Annotated in this window: 18 protein-coding genes and 1 tRNA gene; 5 read left to right on the top strand and 14 right to left on the bottom strand. The window is 64.5% G+C overall.

The window, feature by feature from the left end; translation table 11 throughout:
* Positions 1-72 precede the first annotated feature (72 nt).
* A tRNA-Ala gene (locus tag B3T59_RS06600) sits at positions 73-145 on the bottom strand.
* Positions 146-266: 121 nt separating this feature from the next.
* On the opposite strand from B3T59_RS06600, the gene B3T59_RS06595 reads away from it, so the two are divergent.
* Positions 267-1,049, top strand: a complete 783-nt coding sequence (locus B3T59_RS06595) for a hypothetical protein (protein WP_251722638.1) — start codon at positions 267-269, stop codon at positions 1,047-1,049.
* On the opposite strand, the gene glpR is transcribed toward B3T59_RS06595, so the two are convergent.
* The 5 genes from glpR to B3T59_RS06570 form a co-directional block, all read right to left on the bottom strand.
* Positions 1,006-2,442 (bottom strand): gephyrin-like molybdotransferase receptor GlpR, encoded by a 1,437-nt coding sequence (gene glpR / locus B3T59_RS06590; protein WP_287001800.1) that lies wholly within the window; start codon positions 2,440-2,442, stop codon positions 1,006-1,008. The genes B3T59_RS06595 and glpR overlap by 44 nt on opposite strands.
* 162 nt (positions 2,443-2,604) lie before the next feature.
* On the bottom strand, positions 2,605-3,264 hold the full coding sequence (locus tag B3T59_RS06585) for an SIMPL domain-containing protein (RefSeq protein WP_287001799.1): 660 nt from the start codon (positions 3,262-3,264) through the stop codon (positions 2,605-2,607).
* Between the two features lie 48 nt (positions 3,265-3,312).
* Entirely contained in the window at positions 3,313-3,975 is a 663-nt protein-coding gene (locus B3T59_RS06580) for a GNAT family N-acetyltransferase (RefSeq protein WP_039856816.1), read from the bottom strand.
* A gap of 87 nt (positions 3,976-4,062) precedes the next feature.
* Complete coding sequence (gene glp / locus B3T59_RS06575) at positions 4,063-5,376, bottom strand: gephyrin-like molybdotransferase Glp (protein ID WP_287001798.1); 1,314 nt, start codon at positions 5,374-5,376, stop codon at positions 4,063-4,065.
* A gap of 107 nt (positions 5,377-5,483) precedes the next feature.
* Positions 5,484-6,440, bottom strand: coding sequence for a UTP--glucose-1-phosphate uridylyltransferase (locus tag B3T59_RS06570; RefSeq protein WP_287001797.1), 957 nt, complete (start codon positions 6,438-6,440; stop codon positions 5,484-5,486).
* A gap of 172 nt (positions 6,441-6,612) precedes the next feature.
* On the opposite strand from B3T59_RS06570, the gene B3T59_RS06565 reads away from it, so the two are divergent.
* Positions 6,613-7,191 carry a 5-formyltetrahydrofolate cyclo-ligase gene (locus B3T59_RS06565; protein WP_287001796.1) on the top strand — a complete coding sequence of 193 codons (579 nt, stop codon included), beginning with the start codon at positions 6,613-6,615 and terminating at the stop codon, positions 7,189-7,191.
* A 54-nt stretch (positions 7,192-7,245) separates the two neighbouring features.
* Here the strand turns inward: B3T59_RS06565 and B3T59_RS06560 are convergent, their stop codons facing one another.
* On the bottom strand, positions 7,246-7,599 hold the full coding sequence (locus B3T59_RS06560; RefSeq protein ID WP_287001795.1) for an FmdB family zinc ribbon protein: 354 nt from the start codon (positions 7,597-7,599) through the stop codon (positions 7,246-7,248).
* A 247-nt stretch (positions 7,600-7,846) separates the two neighbouring features.
* On the opposite strand from B3T59_RS06560, the gene B3T59_RS06555 reads away from it, so the two are divergent.
* Entirely contained in the window at positions 7,847-9,391 is a 1,545-nt protein-coding gene (locus tag B3T59_RS06555; protein WP_287001794.1) for an alanine/glycine:cation symporter family protein, read from the top strand.
* 13 nt (positions 9,392-9,404) lie between these two features.
* Here B3T59_RS06555 and nhaA read toward each other — a convergent pair whose 3' ends face one another.
* Complete coding sequence (nhaA, locus tag B3T59_RS06550) at positions 9,405-10,751, bottom strand: Na+/H+ antiporter NhaA (RefSeq protein WP_287001793.1); 1,347 nt, start codon at positions 10,749-10,751, stop codon at positions 9,405-9,407.
* Positions 10,752-11,055: 304 nt separating this feature from the next.
* On the opposite strand from nhaA, the gene B3T59_RS06545 reads away from it, so the two are divergent.
* Both B3T59_RS06545 and mscL read left to right on the top strand, forming a co-directional pair.
* Positions 11,056-11,655, top strand: a complete 600-nt coding sequence (locus B3T59_RS06545) for an SAF domain-containing protein (protein ID WP_287001792.1) — start codon at positions 11,056-11,058, stop codon at positions 11,653-11,655.
* Positions 11,656-11,840: 185 nt separating this feature from the next.
* On the top strand, positions 11,841-12,674 hold the full coding sequence (gene mscL / locus B3T59_RS06540) for a large conductance mechanosensitive channel protein MscL (protein ID WP_064870008.1): 834 nt from the start codon (positions 11,841-11,843) through the stop codon (positions 12,672-12,674).
* Positions 12,675-13,168: 494 nt separating this feature from the next.
* On the opposite strand, the gene B3T59_RS06535 is transcribed toward mscL, so the two are convergent.
* From B3T59_RS06535 to B3T59_RS06510, 6 genes are all read right to left on the bottom strand, one after another.
* Complete coding sequence (locus B3T59_RS06535; protein WP_287001790.1) at positions 13,169-13,888, bottom strand: MspA family porin; 720 nt, start codon at positions 13,886-13,888, stop codon at positions 13,169-13,171.
* A 77-nt stretch (positions 13,889-13,965) separates the two neighbouring features.
* Positions 13,966-14,610, bottom strand: coding sequence for an MspA family porin (locus B3T59_RS06530; RefSeq protein WP_287001789.1), 645 nt, complete (start codon positions 14,608-14,610; stop codon positions 13,966-13,968).
* A 695-nt stretch (positions 14,611-15,305) separates the two neighbouring features.
* A complete protein-coding gene (locus B3T59_RS06525; protein WP_064870011.1) occupies positions 15,306-15,962 on the bottom strand; it encodes a MogA/MoaB family molybdenum cofactor biosynthesis protein in 657 nt (218 codons plus the stop codon).
* A 159-nt stretch (positions 15,963-16,121) separates the two neighbouring features.
* Complete coding sequence (locus B3T59_RS06520) at positions 16,122-17,525, bottom strand: S1C family serine protease (RefSeq protein WP_287001788.1); 1,404 nt, start codon at positions 17,523-17,525, stop codon at positions 16,122-16,124.
* A 172-nt stretch (positions 17,526-17,697) separates the two neighbouring features.
* A complete protein-coding gene (locus B3T59_RS06515) occupies positions 17,698-19,155 on the bottom strand; it encodes a sensor histidine kinase (protein WP_064863806.1) in 1,458 nt (485 codons plus the stop codon).
* Positions 19,156-19,187: 32 nt separating this feature from the next.
* Complete coding sequence (locus B3T59_RS06510) at positions 19,188-19,874, bottom strand: response regulator transcription factor (protein ID WP_005207267.1); 687 nt, start codon at positions 19,872-19,874, stop codon at positions 19,188-19,190.
* Positions 19,875-19,884 lie beyond the last annotated feature (10 nt).

The raw sequence follows: 19,884 nt of genomic DNA, 5'->3' as shown, positions 1-19,884 counted from the left end.
TCTACTGCGGACGCACTGCGGACGGACTCGGGCAAGAAAAAACCCGCAAGCCTCTGACCTGCGGGTTTTCGGTGGAGCTAAGGGGAATCGAACCCCTGACCTACTCGATGCGAACGAGTCGCGCTACCAACTGCGCCATAGCCCCGGGTGATCACTGCGTGACCAGCCGTAGGTCACTCTAGCAGTCGCCGCGGGGAAGGTCACAAACGCCTCGTCGGCGTCGCGGCGGAGGTTGATCGAACCGACTTTCGGATAGGCTGCAATCCGTGGCCACGATGTCCGAGAAAGAGCTCGCAACCGCCCTCGACCGCGCGATCGGCATTATCAATCCGATCCTCGACGCCCTCGCCTCGTCGGATCCGCTGGGGATCAAGGCCAGCACCTTCGACGACGACCCGCAGGACCGCTCCCGCCTCGACAAGCTGCGGCACGTCGTTGCCCATGGTCTCGACATCGCCGATTGGCCGGGCACGCGTGGATGGTCGGAGCTGTCGATCAAGGAGCGCGCCAAGTGGTGGGTCAAGCGCGTCGGGTCGCTCAACAACGTCGCAGTCTCCTACCCAGGAGTGTTCGGCGCCTGGGCCAAGGCCCTGCCGCTGAGCAGTGCGCTTGGCTACGCCAATCAGGCCATCGTGCTCACCGCCGTCGCGCGCGAGTACGGGGTCACCGAACGCAATGATCAAGTCCGACTGCTTGCTTCGGTTCTGAGCGGTCGAGAACTGAGTTCCGACGCCGCGTCGAACACCGACCCCTTCGACGACACGTCCTCAGGAAGAAAGCGTCGCGGATGGTCGCTGATCAGCGGGCTGTGGGAGGTCGCGCAGATCCTACGGAAGGCCAACGACGAACTCGACCGTCGTCCGGGGCCGCCCAAGCTCCTCGGAATGCTCAGCTACATCCCGGTTGTCGGCGCACCGATCACCTATGTGGGCGAGAGTTTCGCGCTCCGCCGCGCCGTCAGTGATGCCTCCACGTGGATCAAGGACCACCCGGAATCGATCACCGTCAGCCAGCAGCAGCCCGACGGAACTCCTCGTCCTCACGCATGACACGGCGCCGCTGGAACGGCGGGATGTGATCGAAAATCGGGTCCTCGTCGTCGATTTCGACGACGACGGCTCCGCCGGGCCTACGCATCTGAGGTGCGGGCTCGACCACCGGGACGAACTGCGGCGCAGCCATCTCACGACGTCGACGCTCCTCGTCCTGGCGACGCTGACGCGCCACACGAGCTGCCCGCTGAGCACGTAGCCGCTGCTCGTTGCGCACCGCGCTACGCAGGTACGCCAAGTAGGCAAAGAGCATCACAACGGTGATCCCGGTGGCGACCCAACCAATGAGTCCCAGGAAGGCTCCGAGCGCGATCGAGATGACCACCAACGTCAGAAGCGCGATGGCCACGCGCTGACGCTCGCGGTAGCGAATCTTCCTGTCCTGCTCGTCAAATGACGTACCCGAACGTCGAGCATCACGTGTGCGACCACGTTCGACGACGTGCGTCGGCTCGGCTTGTGCTGCGGCGGAACGCTTGTCGCGCGGCACGGGGTTCTCGTAGCCGTCTACCTCGTCGAGGTAGTCGTCGTCCCCGTCTTCCGCGTCGTATTCATCTTCCGCGTCGTACTCGTCTTCTGCGTCGTAATCGTCTGCGTCGCACTCGTCTTCGACGTCGTCCTCGTACTCGTCGTCCGCGTCGTAGTCGTCATCCGAGCTGTCGTCTTCTACGTCGTAGTCGTCCTCGTACTCGTCGTCCTCAAACTCATCGTCGAGGTCGTCGTCGTATTCGAGATCGTCGTCGTACTCGGCTTCATCCTCGACGTCCTCGACATCCTCGATGTCCGAATCATCCTCGAGCTCAGCGTCTTCGGCCTCAGCGCCCTCAGCCTCGGCATCCTCGACCTCGACGACATCCGAAGTGTCCGCAGCGTCGTCGACCTCGTCGGCCCCAACCTCGTCGGCATCAACCAGTTCGCCGGTGAGCGTGACACTCTCGTCGCCCGACTCGACATCGTCGGCGTCAGGATCCTCTGCGTCGACATCCTCTGCGTCGAGATCCGCGTCGACGTCCGAATCGGCCTTGGGCGCCTGCACCTTCGCTCCGGTCGCGCGCTTGGTGCTGGTCGACTTCCGTGCCGTCGGAGCGTCGTCGGCGTCGGATTCGGTCGACACCTCTTCGTCGGAATCGGTCTTGTCGAGAAGCGCTGTCGCGGTGCTGCTTGCAGAACGCGACGACCGTCGCGACGTCCAGGACGGGTCGTACGGATGTGCACCGGCAGAGCGTCGAGCAGTCGACGTGCGGGTCTTGGTGCCGCCGCGGTGAAGAAGGCGCGTCATGCGCGCGGCTTCCGTCGACTTGCGCATCTGCGGCCGCCCCTTGATGACCATGGGGACGAGGACGAAGAGCCACACCACGACGAGGCAGACCCACAGCACGGAGTTCGGCATTCGACCTCTCCCTTCAATCACTCTGGTTACACCGGACCACCCAATAATCTAGGTGCGACCATTGCGCGAACTGCGTAGACGCGCCGAGCTCCCGCCAGATTGAAGCGATTCATATGGCTTTCTCAGCCGCTCGGTCTGCCGGCTTACCGGCACTCCCAGCGGCTATCCCGCGACGAAGCGCGCGTCCACCGAGACTTCGATATCGATGTCCTCGGGCCGCAACTCCAACGTCGGCGCGTCAGCGGGCGCGCCCGCGAACGCCACCCGGGCCATCTGTTGCGGTCCACTCGACAGCATGTCCGGATCGGCGAGCTGCACAGCCCGCACCTCGCCCCGACCCACCGCGTCGGCGTACGCCTGCGCCTTCGCCACCGCATCGTCGACCGCGCGACGTCGCAGCTCCCTCTCATGTTCGGCTCGCCCCTCGCGCGTCACATCCCAGCGCACGCCACCGACGTCAACACCCTCGACCGTCGCCCACGCGTCGATGAACGCATTGAGCTCATCGACGTCGACGAACTCGGTGCTCACGCGAATCTTCTTGACGTACAACAGTTCTCGTGGCTTACCCTTCGCATCGACCGGTCGATACGACCAGACGTGAACCGACTCGCTGTGCCACGTCGACACAGCGGCCCGCGCTTCCAGTGACGTCAGAGACTCGACAATCCGCCCCTGCACCCCGACCGCGTCGGTGTACACGGCCTCGCGGTTCGAGCCGGAGAAGTCGATGCCGAGCGAGAGCAGCGCACGCTCGGGCGGATAACTGTCGCGCGCGTGTCCGCGCACCACGATCTCGAGCAACCCCGATGACTCAGCCATACGGCAACCCTACGCAGAAGGACAGGTCGCCCAGACAGGCAACGAGAACTAGCCCTGCAAGAAGTTCGCGCGCCCCGAGCGCACCAGACGCTCGACGGCCCCTTCGGGAACCTCCTCGGCAGTCAGGGCGAACAGGTTGTGGTCGCGCCACCGCTTGTCGACGTCCATATAGCGTTCGAGAAGACCTTCGTGCCGGAATCCGAGCTTGGTCAACACCGCCTGCGACGCCCCGTTCGACGGCTGTACCGTCGCCTCCAGGCGATGCAGCCCCACCGGACCGAAGCAATGGTCGACGCCCAAAGCGACTGCGGCAGTGGCGATTCCCTGACCGAAGTGCGCCTGGTCGATCCAGTATCCGATCCACGCGGTCCGCACAGCTCCGCGTTGGATGTTGCCGACGGTGAGCTGTCCGACGTATGCGCCGTCGAGTTCGATGACGAATGGCAGGATGGTGCCGCGCCTGGCCTCGGATTTGAGGATCGCGTACAGCGGTGGCCACGACGCCGGCTGATGCCGATCGGCCCAACTGCCGACTCCGGTCGGCTCCCACGGCAGTAGCGAGTTCTGGTTGCGGATGCGAAGGTCGCTCCAGCTCTTGGCATCACGAACCCGCACCGGACGCACGGTCACCGCTCCACCACGAGAAAGCAATGGTCCCAACGTCGCCGGCCACCCGGGACTGGCCGGAACACCGCTCAACCATCTGAACACGCCAGTGAGTCTATTCGGTGAACGTCGTGGTGTGACCGGCTCGCACACACGCGCCGATCAAACAGAATCGACCCACCCCGGACGCACTCATCCGCGCTGAGCGAGGAACGCGACCTCGACCTCGTCGCCCGTACCCAATTCCTCGACGTCGGGTTCGACGATGATCAGGCAGTTCGCGTCGGCGAGCTCGGCCAGCAGGTGCGACGACCCGGTTGGCGACGCCCCGAGCACCTGCACCAGGTACTCCCCCGACTTCTCGTCGCGCATCAACTGGCCGCGCAGATATCCCTTGCGGCCCGCAACGGACGCGATCGGCCCGATCGTTCGTGCGGTGATCACGCGTCGCATCGGCTGCCGCTTGCCCAGCGCGATGCGGATCAGCGGCCGCACCATGACCTCGAATGTGACCAGCGCGCTCACCGGATTGGCGGGCAGCAGGAACGTCGGCACCTCATCGCGGCCGAGTCGGCCAAAGCCCTGCACCGAGCCCGGATGCATCGCGACCCGCGCGATCTCGAGGTCGCCGAGGTCGGCCAGGGCGTCGGCGATCGCCCGTGAGGCCGTACCGCCCACCGCGCCGCAGATCACGACGATCTCGGACCGAATGAGTTGCGCCTCAACCACTTCGCGCAGTCGCGACGACTCGCGTTCGGCGAGTCCGACACGGTTCACATCGGCACCCGCATCACGCGCGGCAGCCGCCAGTGAGTAGCTGTTCACGTCGTAGATCTGGCCGGGGCCGGGAGTGCGGTCGATGTCGACGAGTTCGCTGCCCACCGAGATCACCGACAGTCGAGGCTTGGGATGAACCAGCACGCGCGACTGACCGACCGCCGCGAGCAATCCGACCTGCGCCGGGCCGATGATCGATCCGGCACGGACCGCGACATCGCCGGGCTGCACGTCGTCGCCGACTCGTCGAACGTAATCGCCGCTGTCGACACCGTGGCCGATCTTCACCTTCTGCTCGCCACCGTCGGTCCAGCGCAGGGGCACCACGGCATCGGCGAGCGTCGGCATCGGGGCACCCGTCTCGACGCGTACCGCCTGGCGCGGCTGAAGCCTGGTCGGGGTGCGCGCACCCGGTGCAACCTCGCCGACCACGGGGAGCGACACGATCATCGGCTCACCTGGCTCGAGGTCGACCAACTCGGCACCACCGGCATCGAATTCTTCGAACTCGTCGGGATCGCTGGGAGCCGACGCTCCGGCGAGCGCCACGTCGACGGCCCGCACGGCGTACCCGTCGATGGCGGCCTGGTCAAAACCGGGCATCGGTCGCTCGGTGACGACCTCCTCGGCACACATCAATCCCTGCGCCTCCGAGATGGCCACCCGTACCGGCCGCGGAGCCACCGCCGCAGCGGTCACCAGCGTCAGATGATCTTCGACGGACCGCATCTCACCTCATCGCCTCGCCGGACACACGTCAGGCAATGACGTTAGCGCCAGTGCCCGTATCCGTGACGCAGGCGCGCTGAGTCGACGTCGAGTCGGACGGCGTCGGTTCAGTCTGCTGCCAGTCGCGAAACAAGCCATTCGCGCAGGTCGGGTCCGTAGTCGTCACGGTCGAGAGCGAAATCGACCGCCGCTTTCAGGTAGCCACCGGGGTTGCCCAGGTCGTGACGAGTGCCCTTGTGGACGACGACGTGCACCGGTTCGCCCTCTTCGATCAGCAGCGCGATGGCATCGGTGAGCTGCAGCTCACCACCGGCACCGGGCTTGATGCGACGCAGAGCGTCGAAGATCTTTCGGTCGAGGATGTAGCGTCCGGCAGCCGCAAGATTCGACGGCGCGTCCTTCGGCTCCGGCTTCTCGACCATGCCTTTGAGCTTCATCACATTGGGATTGTTGGCGTCGGGCAACTCTTCGACGTCGAAGACGCCGTAGGCGCTGATCCGCTCTTCTGGCACCTCGATCGCACACAGCACCGAACCGCCGCGACGCTGGCGTGTGCGAGCCATCACCTCGAGAACGCCGCCGGGCAACACGAGGTCGTCGGGAAGGAGCACCGCGATGGCGTCTTCGTCGTCGTCGAGGTACTGCTCGACACAACCGACCGCATGCCCCAGACCGAGAGGCTTCTCCTGAATGACCGATGCGACCTCGAGCAACGACGGCGCCTTGCGCACCTTGGCGAGCATCGCGGCCTTACCGCGCGTGGCCAGAGTGTTCTCCAGGACAAGATCTTCGACGAAGTGCGCAACGACCCCGTCTTTGCCCGGCGAGGTGATGATCAGGAGCCGCTCTGCACCCGCCGACTTGGCCTCTTCTGCCACGAGCTCGATGCCCGGTGTGTCGACCACCGGCAGCAGCTCTTTGGGGACGGTCTTGGTCGCGGGCAGGAATCTCGTACCCAAGCCTGCCGCTGGCACCACTGCGGTTCTCGGAATAGGCGGGGTGTTCGGTACAGACGAGTACTCGCTGAATTCGTCGGTGCTCGCCTTGCTCACGCTGGACGTCATACCGACACCCTAATGTCGGAGTCTGACGGCGTCCTTGCGAAGGGTTGCGGATCACCCAACTGAGGGACGCACGCGTGCGTTCTACGTCACTTTCGGGCGCTACAGTGCGAGTGCAGAGCGGGGCAAGTGTATGTCGGGGCGAATGCAGGTGCGCAGAAAGGCGGAGGTCGCGGTGCCCACCCTCAAGAATCAGTTGCGCGAAGAGATTTCGACCAAGCGACGCGACATGTCGCCGTTCGCGCGCGAGCAAGCCGCAGGCGATCTCGCCGACTGGATCTACGCCGCACCATTCCGACTCGAATACGACGTCACCGTGGCCGCATACGTCCCGATAGGCACGGAGCCGGGGTCACCGGCGATGCTCGATGCCCTCGTCGACCGTGGGGTGAGCGTCCTGGTCCCCATCGTCCCCGACGGCGATCCTGCGCCGCTGGACTGGGTCCGCTACGACGGCGCCACCACCTTGCAACCACGACGCTGGGGACTGCTCGAGCCGTCCGGAGAACGACTCGGCACAGACGCCGTACACGCGGCGTCGGTGGTCCTTGTGCCCGCTCTCGCGGTGGACAAGACGGGTGTCCGCCTGGGCCGCGGCGCGGGCTACTACGACCGAACACTGATCGGGAGTTCTGCTGAGCTCGTTGCCGTTGTCTACGACGACGAGGTCGTCGACGCTCTACCGTCGGGCAACTACGACGTCCCGGTCGGGTGGGCTCTCACGCCCGCCGGGGGATTTCGAAAACTCAGCTAGGAGTAAGCGGCACCCGAAAATCGCGAGGACGCAGCGATCACGAAGACTCAGTGATCACGAAGACGCAGCGGCGCTGCTCTTCGACTCACTCTTCGACGACGACGTGCTCGAACTACTGCCACTCGACGAGGAGCTATCCGACGACGAACTGCTGCTCGACGACCCCTCCGACGACGATGAACCGCCGTCGGACTTGCTGCTCGACGACGCCGTTTCTGAGCTCGAGGAGCCCGAGCGGGAGTCCGTACGGTAGAAGCCGCTGCCCTTGAACACGATGCCGACCGAGTTGAACAGCTTGCGCAGCCGACCCGAGCACTGCGGGCATTCGGTCAACGAGTCGTCGGAGAACGACTGAACAATGTCGAACTTGTTGTCGCACTCCGTGCACGCATACGAGTAGGTGGGCACCGGTACCTCCGAAGGCTGTGAAGTGATTCGCCATAGATTCTAACCAACTCTGGCACTCGTACATTCCGAGTGCCAAGACTTCGGACCTCTAGACCATTGCCCGAGGTCACGAGGATGACGCTCCCGTCCCCTGACACCAGTTGACCGTTCGTCGAGCAGTAAACGACAAACCATGGAAAGGTAAACGCCTGCCAAAGCCTTGGCGGGCGATCGCTGTCCTCCGAGGTATCGCTACCCGGAAGGACCCATGACCGACTTCTTGGACTCGGTGAACGGATACGTCTGGAGCAACGCTCTGGTGTTTCTCTGCCTGGGCGCAGGCGTGTACTTCTCGATACGGTCGCGCCTCGTCCAACTGCGACGAATACCCGACATGGTCAAGCTCATGTTTCATGGGGAGAGCTCACCGGATGGGGTGTCGTCCTTCCAGGCACTGACCATGTCACTCGCTGGACGCGTCGGCACCGGCAACATCGCTGGTGTCGCAACCGCGATCGCCTTCGGCGGACCAGGAGCACTTTTCTGGATGTGGCTCGTGGCGTTTCTCGGCGCATCGACGTCGTTCGTCGAGTGCACCCTCGCTCAGATCTACAAAACCCGCGATCGCCTCACCGGTGAATACCGCGGCGGACCGGCGTATTACCTCAGCCGAGCCTTCGCACACACCAAGGCCGGGCCGGTCTTCAAGCTCTACGGGCTCCTCTTCGCCGCCGTGACCGTTCTCGCGTGCGGCCTGCTGCTTCCCAGCGTGCAGTCCAACTCGATGGCCATCGCCGCTGAAAACGCTTGGGGCATAGAGAAATGGGTGTTCGCAGTGGCGACGGTGATCGTGCTCGCCCTGGTGATCATCGGTGGCGTCAAGCGGATCGCGAACTTCGCATCGATCGTCGTGCCCTTCATGGCGATCATCTACATCATCGTCGCGATCGTGATAGTGGCGATGAACGCCTCGGTCGTCCCGAACGTGATCTCCACGGTCTTCGCGAGCGCCTTCGGTGCCGACGCCGCTTTCGGTGCGATCATCGGCGCCGCGATCATGTGGGGTGTCAAGCGCGGCCTGTACTCCAACGAAGCCGGGCAGGGCACCGGTCCGCACGCCGCAGCAGCCGCGGAGGTGTCGCACCCCGCCAAACAGGGACTCGTCCAGGCGTTCGCGGTCTACATCGACACGCTCTTCGTCTGTTCCGCCACCGGCTTCCTCATCCTGTCGACCGGCGCCTACCGCGTGTTCGAGGGCGAGTCGGAGTCGGGGGCGGTGATCGCCGAAGGTGGGAACCTCCCCGCTGACGCAGAGGTGGGGCCGACGTTCGTGCAGACCGGCTTCGACACCCTGTGGAGCGGCGCCGGATCGTCATTCGTCGCAATCTCGCTGCTGTTCTTCTGCATCACGACGATCATCGCGTACTACTACATGGCCGAGACCAATCTCCGGTTCCTGCTGGGCCGCGCGTCGACCGTCTACATCAGGCCGCTGCGCAGCACCGTGGGATCGAACGCCACCATTTGTCTGCAGGTGCTGATCCTGGTCTCCGTGGTGATCGGCGCGGTGTCGACGGCCACCGAGGCGTGGACGCTCGGCGACATCGGGGTCGGCCTCATGGCGTGGCTCAACATCATCGGCATCCTGATCCTGCAGCAGCCTGCGTTCAAGGCGCTTCGTGATTACGAGCACCAGCGCAAGCGTGGCATTGACCCGGCTTTCGACCCGGTGGCGCTCGGCATCACCGGAGCAACGTTCTGGGAAGACTACGAGCCGGTCGAGAAACGACGCCCCGTCGAGGCCGACGTCTGAGATCGTCCCGGGCTCAGCCGCCGATCACGTCGAGGTCGGTGTCGACGACGCCGTCGCGGTTCATGTCGGGATCACGCGCCTTGCGCGCATTCCAGCGGAGCATGATCGCTGCGACGCTCGCCGCGATGACCGATCCGATGAGGATCGCACCCTTGGCGGGTGCGGCGTGATCGGCCTCGCCGAAGGAGAGTTCGGCGATCAGTAGGGCGACCGTGAAACCTATGCCGGTCAGCATGCCCACCGGGATGAGGTCGCGCAGTCCGACCGAATCGGGTAACCGAAGTGGAGTCAGACGCGTCATGAGCGCCGTCGCGCCGAGGACGCCGGCGATCTTGCCGACGCACAACCCCACCACGATGCCGATGGAGACTGGCTGGATCAATGGTTCGTCCGCGCCGACAACCGAGACACCGGCCGCGGCAAACGCGAAGAGCGGCAGCGCAACTCCGGCAGACCACGGACGGATGGTCTCGTCGAGCAATTCGGTGCGCGAGAGCCGCTCACCGCGAATCGTGAGTGCAGGCACGACCAGCCCGAGCAGGACACCGGCGACGGTGGCATGTACTCCGGACGCGTGCATGAAAGCCCACGCGACCACGGCCAGCGGCAGCAACAGCCAGCGATACGAGCGGGATAGCCGGACCACGACACCGAAGGCGACAATGGCCAGCAGTGCGCAGCCGAGCATGACGAAGTCGATGGACTCCGTATAGAAGACTGCGATCACCGTGATTCCGAGCAGATCGTCGACAACAGCGAGAGTGAGTAGAAACGTGCGCAGCGCGAGCGGCAGCCCTCGCCCGAAGATCGCGAGGACGGCGAGCGCGAAGGCGATGTCGGTGGCGGTGGGAATCGCCCAGCCACGCAAGGCTTCTGGATCGAGTGCGCCGACCACAGCCACGTAACAGAGTGCCGGCGTGATCATTCCGGCCACGGCAGCGACGATCGGCACGCCTGCCAGCCGGAAATCACGAAGGCTTCCGGCAACGAACTCCTGCTTCAGTTCGACACCGACGACGAAGAAGAAGATCGCGAGCAATCCGTCGGCGGCCCATTCGCTGAGGGAGAGATGGAGGTGCAGCGATTCCGGGCCGATCTCGTAGGCCAGAAAGCTGTGATAAGCGTCCCGCCAAGGCGAATTGGCGATGAGGACGGCCAGTGCAGCGCTGATCAGCAGAAGCGCGCCGCTGGTGGTGTCAAGCGAGAGAACTCGACGAAAACGTTCCCGACGATTGTGTCGGCGCCAGCCTGGCGGTCCTGTGCGGTCCGGTGTCCCCGTCGACGTGGACGACTCGGTGACCGACGTATCGAGGGCGGCGTCGTTCCTCGAGATCTGTCCATCGGAAGAATGCTCTGGCATGCGGTGATCCTGTCGGGCTGTCCCGGCAGCGAGGCCGAGAGGGGTCGATTGTGCATCCGGATCGTGATCCGGATCGCCGACCAGACTTCCCGGCACACCGTTGTCGATTCTAACGGAACACGACATTATCCACCGACCGCGCACGGTGGAGTGGTTGTCCACAGTCTCGCCGAGGGCACAGTCACACATGCCCGCAGGCGACTACGTTTCGCCCATGAAACCATCGCGTGGAGACCGGGGCCGCCTCGACCGCCGGGGCCGAGATCGTCTGAACCCGCGTCTCGTCGACCGTCTGGGAGCTGCCGTGCGTCCGGGTTGGGTGAGGTCGCTGTTGATTCGACGTTGCGCTGCAGCGCTACTCGTCGCGGCCGCACTGGGTTTCGCCACCCTCGGCGGAGCAGAACACGACGATGAATCGGTCATGGCCGCCGCCCACGACCTGCTGCCGGGAACCGAACTGGCCGCAAGCGATCTCGTCGTGCGTCGGGTTGCCGGCGGCATGGTGCCTGCGGGCGCACTGCGAATGTCGCGCGACGGCGCAGGCAAGACGGTGACCGGCATGGTCCGGGCCGGCGAGATTCTCACCGACGCACGGCTCCTCTCATCCCGGCTGCCGCAACAGTTGACCGGGTCGGCCGATGCCCGCCTCGTCCCTGTGCGCCTTTCCGACGACGCTGTATCGGCGCTATTGCGAGCGGGCGATGTGGTCGACGTCGTCGGGCCGGACGCGGATGTACTTGCCAAGCGTGCCGTTGTCGCGCTGGGTACCGAACGGCCCGCGTCAAGTGGTCTCGCAGCGCGAAATCAGGCGTCGGCGCCCGTTGTACTCGCGATGGACCAGAAATCGGCACTCCGCGTCGCGGCGGCCGGACTCGACGTCGCACTGGCCGTAATAGTGCATTGACGTGTGGTTTCGCGATTCGTTGCACAGCGTCGAAGATTCATTGCACAGACACAACATGGTTTGGTTCCGCAACGCGCATGCCCAACTCCACTAACATCACGAAGAACGGACTGTGCACCACTGAGCAGATTCCGTCAGTACCTCGCCACAGGCACGTACCACCGACCGAATGAGAGGACCGGAAAGTGCTCAAGGGTTTCAGGGATTTCATCATGAAGGGCAACGTGGTCGATCTGGCCACAGCGGTCATCATCGCCACGGCCTTCACCGCAATTGTCACGGCTTTCACCGACGGCATCATCAAGCCGATCATCAACACCATCCCGTGGAGCCCGAACGAGGCAGACGGCCTCGGATTCGAGTTGGTCAGCGGCAAGTCGTCGACGTTCGTCAACATCGGTGGAGTGCTCACGGCGGTCATCAACTTCCTGATCATCGCCGCTGTCATCTACTTCTTGATCATCGTTCCGTACAACAAGCTCGCCGAGCTCGGCGGCTTCGGCAAGAAGGCCGAGGTCACCGAGGTTGCGCTGCTCACCGAGATCCGCGACCTCATGGATCCCGACAGCGTGTCGAAGGCCAAGGCCGAGGCGGAGAAGGATCTCCCCGACCATCTGAGCGACTCGGGCGGAGGTGACGATGGCTCATCCGGTTCGGGAGCTTCCGATTCACCCGACACGTATTCGCCGTCCTCCGACGCATATCCGTCCGGTCGACTCGACGCAGCACCGCCCACCCAGCGCCTCACGACGCCGCCACCGGCTTCTCAGGCCCCGTACGAGGCGCCGTCGACCTACGGCAACCCACCGTCGTATCAGGCGCCTTCCGGGCAGCCGCAGCAGAACCCGCCGACTTACCCGGCAGGCGGCCCGGGTGCACCGCAACCCGGCTACCCGACGCCGAACCCGGCTCCGGGCAACTATCCCCCGCCCGGCAACTACCCGCCGAGCAGCTACCCGTCTCCGGGATCGCAGTTCCCCGGCGACAACCCCGGCGACTCGGGACGCCACTCCCGCTGATCAGACACCAATCGAACGGCCACGCCCACCTCGGGCGTGGCCGTTTCGCTATGTCCAGCCGTTTGACAGCGACTTGACCATCGCATCCCAAGGTTCGATTCCTAGGTTGAAATCCGTTGGCGCTGATCTTGATTCATAGAGCGTCGACGAAACGTCACATCAACCCAATGGAGGAGCAACGATGCCTCAGCCTCACGGAAACCAGCGACCGGGCCAGAACAACCACGGCCGACCGCAGCCCCAGCCGCGCCCTCGTCCGCGTCCGTGGTTCCCGTTCCCCTTCTTCGGGAGCTGAACCTGCAGTTCTGGACCCCAGCAGCCGAGACAATCGGTAGCTGATCGCTGGTGTCGTCCGACGCGCCAGTACGAAAACAGGTTTCGCTGTGTCGATGGTCGATCCCCGAGGCGATCGGCTCAGCGCAACGCCGCAGGGCGGGAACCGGATCTCCGGTTCCCGCCCTGCGGTCGTGTTCAGTTGTGTGCGACGAGCGCGATCAGCCGAGGCTGAAGGGCTTACCCGTGTAGGTGACGATGCCCTTGACGGAGTCCGTCTTGACGGTCACCTGCACGATCGTCCGGGCAGATGCGTATCCCGCGCAGCCGTTCAGAACGAAGTGCTCCTGGCTGTAGGTGACTCCACCGGTAGAACCCGTGAACGTCAGATCGCCTGCGGTGTAGTTGTCGTCATCCTTGTTCGTCACGTCCGACGACTGGATGCTGTTTCCGAGGCTGTCACCGCTGATGAGCCAGTACTTGGTAACGCCACCGGGCCCGAGAGTGACCTGTCCGTTACCGCCTTGGGTACCACTCCACACAGCATTGTCCGGACTCGGCTCGCCGTCTTTTCCAGTGCCGGGCCTGAAGCCCGCGCCCGTACCCAGACCACCTGACACGCCGAAGTCGACCTGGCATCCCAGTTCGTAGCCGACCTTGATGGAGCCGCCCTTGGCCTTGCCGCCAACCTTGACGCTGACCGTTCCCGAACCCCAGGCTTCGCGGCTCAGCGCGCTCTGGTTGATCGGACGCTGGACGCTGATGCTCTCCTTGGAGAGCGTGATGCTGACCGGAGTTCCGTCGACAAGCGTCTTGGTGACCTTGCCGCCGGGCAGCGGCCCAGCGTCAGCCTGTCCTGCACTGACACCGCTCAGACCCATCGCGGCGGCACCCGCGACGGCGGCGACAGCCGCCAGGCGGCGAGTGTAGCTCTTCTTCATGATTCCCCTTCGTGGAATGTCAATCTGCCTACGAGCAGATAAATCTCAGAGTGAGTTGTTGGATTACCTGCTGCGGATTAACTGACGTTGAAAGGCTGGCCGTACAGAGTGGACTTCACGAGAGGTCCGTCGACGTTCAGGGTGCCTCCCTTGGCGTCGAATCCCTTGGCCGCGTAGACGGAAACGTAAGACCGTGCCGACGCGTAGCCGCCGCACTTGTCGAGAATCACCTGGAGATCCGAAACCTGCAGCGATGCCACACCCTTGTCCGAGAGGCTCACGCTGGAGAGCGAATAGTTTGCAATCTGACCCGGCTTGATCGGCAGGGTAACGCTGCCGCTGCCGGTCAGTCCACCACCAACGAGGTCGAAGGTGCCGCCGAGATCCAGGCTGATACCGGAGATGTCGACCTGGCAACCGATGATGTAGCCGACGTTGACCTGGCCACCCACGCCGGGAGCGGACTTGACGGTATAGGTACCGGAAATCGCCAGACCGCGCGACAGCGGGTTGTTGGCGACGGTCCCGACTCGCGTGAAGTACTCACCCTTGCGCCAGGACTCAACAGTCGTACCGTCGCCCGCGACGGCCTTCTTGTAACCATCGGCCAGCTTCGCGGCTTCCGCGTGTCCCGCCCCCATGCTGGTTGCGCCAATCACCGCGGCAGCGGCGACGGCGACCGCAGCAGCTCCGCGGCGCCCAAGCTTGCTGAACTTGCTCATTCGTTCCCTCTCACAGGATTCGGCTGTTATCCGAGGGAGACGAACTCGTTCCCTCGGGTTGACCTTGGCGGCTCGCGGGAATCATCGTCCGCTCCGGTTAACACGCTGTTTCGTCGTGCTCACCGAGGCGTAAAACTCCCTGCCCCCTCGTTCCACTGCTGCTGACCGACGTTGATCGGACTGCAGGACCACGGCCCCGGCCTCCCGCAGGGACCGAGTGTTGTCGCAGCGAACGTTATCCGAGCGATATCAAAACGGGCAACAGCAACGCTCAGGACGATCTCAACATTCTCTTACAAGATTTCACAGGCTGACTTCACGTCAGTGTCAGCAAGAGTGTTAACAAAAGGAAAACACCCTGCGTCCGACGTGCCAGAAGCGGCATTTCACTCATAGTGCGGCGGCCGCTGGGCGCGGTACCACTCCTGAGAATCACCTATGTGACCTTCGTCACTCTCGTCTGACGTGGTCTCAGGGAGATCGTCGCCGAAGACATCGTCAATCCTGCGACGATGCCTCGATTTCCGTCGTGAACCGGCCTGCGTCTCGCGATTCGAGCCTTCTTGCGACATATCGACTATTCCGTCTCAGAACCTAAACCGCATGCTGCAGAAATTTCCGTGAACACAAAGTGAACCGAAGTCATGCACACGTGCGCATTTCCTGATATTTGCGCACCATTCGATTCGCTCGACTCAGAACTCGCTGATCGACTCGATTACGTGCTTGGCGAGTGGCGCCACAGTAGCCATTCCGTCGCGAACGGCCGCGCGCGACTCGGCGATGTTGACCACGAGCGTCTGCCCCGAGATGCCCGCGAGCCCCCGCGACAGCCCGCCGTCGGTGGCTCCCGCAGCGAGACCGGAGCTTCGGACTGCTTCTTCGATGCCGCGAAGTCGGCGGTCGAGCAGCGGCTCGGTGGCCTCGGGAGCCACATCGCGAGCACCGACTCCGACGCCACCGACCGAAACCACCAGGTCGACGCCCCCGATGACCGCGGTGTTGAGCGCATTGCGGATCTCGATCTCGTCGCCGGACACTGCGAGCGTCGCGTCGACGTGAAAGCCTGCCTCGTTGAGCAGCTCACCGACCAGCGGGCCGAGTGAGTCGGCGACCTCGCCGTGCGCGATCTGGTCGTCGACGACAACCACCAGCGCTCTACCGATCTCGTCGCCCGCGGTCCCGGCCGCCTCGCTGGTGTGGCGGGCAACAAACTCGCGGGCCGCAGCGTCTGCGGCAACCACGTCGGCGGGATCGACCTCGGAAGCCTCCAACGCGATCGGATCGATCACGCTCGACGCATCGTCGTCGGTGAGGGTTGAGCCTTGCGGACTGCGGCTTGATTCGATCATGCTCGCCTCTTTCTCGTTCTCGCCTGTTCTCGCCCCTTGCTCATGGTCTCAGATCGGGGGCCTCGATGATCAGTCGGTGGCATATCACTCTGTGGCATATGAGTCGGTGACACATTCTGGTGGCTGGCAGATGCTCGAGTGATCGAGCGACGGCACCGGTCAATTGGTGGTGAGCGTTCCCAGCGTCACCGACGCTGTGCGGGTCTGCCCATCCGCCACGTAGGTGACCGTCACCTTCTCACCGGGTGCGTGCGAGCGCACCGCGGCGACCAACGCATCGCCCGACGCGATGTTCCGGTCGTCGAGTTTGGTGACGATCGCGTTCTTGGGGATACCCGCCTGCGCGGCAGGCCCACCGGCCGTGACGTCGGAGATCACAGCACCGGGCGTGCTCGCGGGACTGTTCGGCCGCACCGACACCCCGAGGCTGGCATGTGTCGCCTTGCCGCCGTTGTTCCGGAGTTCATTGGCGACGCGGATGGCCTGGTCGATTGGGATCGCGAAGCCGAGGCCGATACTGCCGCTCTGCTGCTGTTCGGATGCACCGAGCGATGCGATCGCGGTGTTGATGCCGATCAGGGCGCCCCTGGCGTTGACCAGAGCGCCACCCGAGTTACCCGGATTGATCGCGGCGTCGGTCTGGATGGCGTCGATGACCGACGTCGTTCCACCGTCGCGCGACGTGGATACGGGACGGTTCAACGCGCTGATGATGCCTGTGGTGACGGTGCCCTGAAGTCCGAGGGGCGCACCGATCGCGATGACCGACTGCCCGACGGCCAGGTTCTTCGACGTTCCGACGTTGATCGGCGGGAGGTTGTTCTTCTCGACCTTGATCACCGCGATGTCGGAGATCGAGTCGGCGCCGATCAGCTTCGCCGATGCGCGCGTGCCGTCTTGAAAGTTGACCTGGATCGCCGACGGCCTTCCGCTTCCGGATGAGCCGGCGACAACGTGGTTATTGGTCATGATGTATCCGTCGTCGGAGAGGATGACGCCCGATCCCTCGCCCGCCTCGGTCCCGCTGACCACGTCGATCGACACCACGGACGGGAGCGTCTTGGCGGCGACCTCCTGCACCGACCCCGCGGGCGCGGCAGCCACGTTCTGACTGTTGGTGTTCGGATCGCCGCCGAGCGGCGCCGAACTGCTCGACGTCGAGTCATCGTCGGAGACCTTTGCTCCGACGACGCCGCCGATTCCGCCTGCGACCAAACCGATCACCAGTGCGCCACCGACGAGGGCTGCGATGAGTCCTCCGCGCGACTTCTTCGACGACGTTGAGCGACCCGGATCCGACGAGTCGAATCCCGTCGGAGACTCGGGCTGGAAACCGCTGAACGAGTGGTCGGTCGGCGTCGTCGAACCTGTCGCACCCCACGCTTGGTTGTGCTGCTGACCGGCGGGCGGTCCGTAGTACTGCTGCGTCGGTGGTGCGCCGTAACCCTGCTGGCCGCCCGGGCTCTGCTGCGAATCGCCGTGACCCGAGCCGTACGCGGGAAATCCACCGGTCTGCGGGTCGTTTCCGTACGGATTCCCCCCGTGCGGGCCTCCACCTGTCATCGTCGTGCTTCTTTCCTCGCCTTGTTCAGACCGCGCCCTGGCAGACGGCGGTCAATCGACCGATCTTCGACGCCGGACCGCCCTTCTGGTCCGGCGCTCACTTGTGGCTCAACACTATGGGACCGTCTGCTCGCGTAGGTAAGCGATAGGCCGGATGCGTCGTCTCCCGAAACTATTGACGAATCACCTTCGGTGAAGGTTCCACGGGCGTCGGTCGTCCGGGCAGCGTCATCGTGATCATCGCGCCACCGAGGCTCGACTGGTCGGCCCGGACGGTCCCGCCCATCCGGTCGACGACCTGCCGCACGATCGCGAGGCCGAGCCCCGACCCGGGCATCGACCGCGACTGCGTCGACCGATAGAAGCGTTCGAACACCAACTCCCGATCCTCCGGTGGGATACCAGGGCCCGCGTCGGAGACGGAGAATTCGGCCGTGCCGGTGTCGAGCTGTCGCAGCGTCACGAGCACCGAACGCCCACGCGGACTCCACTTCGCTGCATTGTCGAGAACGTTGACCACCGCACGCGAGAGCCCGTGCTGCTCACCGAATACGAACCACGGCTCGAGATGCACCTCGAATTCGACGTCGACGCGGCGTCGACGTACTCGCTCGAGCGCTGTCTCGACGAGTTCGTCGAGGTCGACCTCCTCGAAGACCACCTCGGGGGTGTCCTCGCGCGCGAGGTCGACGAGATCGCCCACCAGAGTGGACAATTCCTCGATCTGCGCCACGATGTCGGAGCGCAGTTCGATCATGTCGGCCGCGGGCACCGCGGGCGCGCCGGGTTCGCTTGCGGCCATGAGCAATTCGAGATTCGTGCGCAAAGACGTGAGCGGAGTACGCAATTCGTGGCCCGCGTCGGCAACGAGTCGCGCCTGCTGATCGCGCGACTGAGCCAACGCGCGCAGCATGGTGTTGAAACTCTCGGTGAGACGTGCCAATTCGTCGTTTCCCGCCACCGGAATCGGGGTGAGGTCCTGCGTGCGTGCGACCCGTTCCGTAGCGCGAGTGAGGCGGGCGACAGGTCGAAGACCCGCACGCGCGACCGTCGTACCTGCAATTGCCGCGAGCGCGACGCCGCCACACCCCACGACGAAGAGAACCCACGCCAGTCGTTTGAGGACACGATCGGTGTGCAGCAGACTCTGCGCGAGGATGAGGGTGTTGCCGTCGTCGAGTTTGCGCGCGAGCACCCGTTGGTTGTTGACGGTCCGCAGACTCTGCAGGTTGTTTCCCGGATTCGACGGCGAGCGCGCGACTTTGCGTTCGACGTCCTCGAATGGCACCGACCCGACCAGGTAGGTTTGCCCGCTCGGTTTCACCAGCGCGAGAGAGATATTGGTGGAGAACACCGTTCCCGCGACCAACGCCTCGGGCCGGTCGTTGAGCGTCCCCATCTTCGCGAGCGCGGTCATGCCGTCTGCGCGGGATTCGAGCTGGTTGTCGACCTCGTTGTACATCGCGCGGTACACCACGAAGTACGCGGCAGCGGCCATCAGGCCCACCGACACCAGTACGACCGTCGCCGACAACAACGTGACGCGCAGGCGCAGCGAGACCAACCGGGTCAAGGGCATCGGGTCGCGCATTTCGCCCGACTTGCCCTCCGGACGCACCCGCAACCACATCCGTGCGAGGCGGAGTCGAAGCACAGACGGCACTAGGGCGGCGTCTCACGTAGCACGTAGCCGACGCCGCGCACGGTGTGTATCAGCCTCGACTCACCGTCGGCTTCGGTCTTGCGACGCAGGTATCCGACGTAGACCTCGAGCGCGTTACCCGACGTCGGGAAGTCGTAGCCCCACACCTCTTCGAGGATGCGGCTGCGGGAGAGCACCCGCCGGGGATTGGCCATCAGCATCTCCAGCAGCGCGAACTCGGTGCGGGTGAGGCTGATCTGGCGTTCGCCGCGCGAGACGTCGCGGGTCACCGGGTCGAGTGAGAGGTCGGCGAAGGTGAGCGCCTCCGAATCGGCGTCTTCCTCGGGTGCCGCGCGGCGCAGCAGTGCACGCAGCCGCGCGAGCAGTTCTTCGAGAGCGAACGGCTTGGGCAGGTAATCGTCGGCGCCGGCGTCGAGGCCGGAGACCCGCTCGGAGACGGTGTCGCGGGCGGTGAGCACCAGGATCGGCAGGTCGTCGCCGGTCGATCGGAGTCGACGACACACCTCGAGACCGTCGAGCCGGGGCATCATCACATCGAGAATCGCCACGTCGGGCCGCTCGGCCACGATCTTCTCCAGCGCTTCGATGCCGTCACCAGCGGTGTCGACGGTGTATCCGTTGAACGTCAGCGAGCGGCGCAGCGACTCGCGGACCGCCCGGTCGTCGTCGACAACAAGAATGCGCATGTAGACAGTC

It is taken from the genome of Gordonia sp. UBA7860 (assembly GCF_002500165.1).
GTDB classification, from domain to species: Bacteria; Actinomycetota; Actinomycetes; order Mycobacteriales; family Mycobacteriaceae; genus Gordonia; species Gordonia sputi.
This window is presented reverse-complemented; position numbering and strand designations above follow the sequence as displayed.

Excerpts from the sequence above, each read along its gene's own strand:
- glpR (WP_287001800.1), bottom strand. The coding sequence starts at position 2,442 with ATGCCGAACTCCGTGCTGTGGGTCTGCCTCGTCGTGGTGTGGCTCTTC.
- B3T59_RS06585 (WP_287001799.1), bottom strand. The coding sequence starts at position 3,264 with ATGGCTGAGTCATCGGGGTTGCTCGAGATCGTGGTGCGCGGACACGCG.
- glp (WP_287001798.1), bottom strand. The coding sequence starts at position 5,376 with ATGCGGTCCGTCGAAGATCATCTGACGCTGGTGACCGCTGCGGCGGTG.
- B3T59_RS06570 (WP_287001797.1), bottom strand. The coding sequence starts at position 6,440 with ATGACGTCCAGCGTGAGCAAGGCGAGCACCGACGAATTCAGCGAGTAC.
- B3T59_RS06555 (WP_287001794.1), top strand. The coding sequence starts at position 7,847 with ATGACCGACTTCTTGGACTCGGTGAACGGATACGTCTGGAGCAACGCT.
- nhaA (WP_287001793.1), bottom strand. The coding sequence starts at position 10,751 with ATGCCAGAGCATTCTTCCGATGGACAGATCTCGAGGAACGACGCCGCC.
- B3T59_RS06535 (WP_287001790.1), bottom strand. The coding sequence starts at position 13,888 with ATGAAGAAGAGCTACACTCGCCGCCTGGCGGCTGTCGCCGCCGTCGCG.
- B3T59_RS06530 (WP_287001789.1), bottom strand. The coding sequence starts at position 14,610 with ATGAGCAAGTTCAGCAAGCTTGGGCGCCGCGGAGCTGCTGCGGTCGCC.
- B3T59_RS06525 (WP_064870011.1), bottom strand. The coding sequence starts at position 15,962 with ATGATCGAATCAAGCCGCAGTCCGCAAGGCTCAACCCTCACCGACGAC.
- B3T59_RS06520 (WP_287001788.1), bottom strand. The coding sequence starts at position 17,525 with ATGACAGGTGGAGGCCCGCACGGGGGGAATCCGTACGGAAACGACCCG.
- B3T59_RS06515 (WP_064863806.1), bottom strand. The coding sequence starts at position 19,155 with ATGTGGTTGCGGGTGCGTCCGGAGGGCAAGTCGGGCGAAATGCGCGAC.
- B3T59_RS06510 (WP_005207267.1), bottom strand. The coding sequence starts at position 19,874 with ATGCGCATTCTTGTTGTCGACGACGACCGGGCGGTCCGCGAGTCGCTG.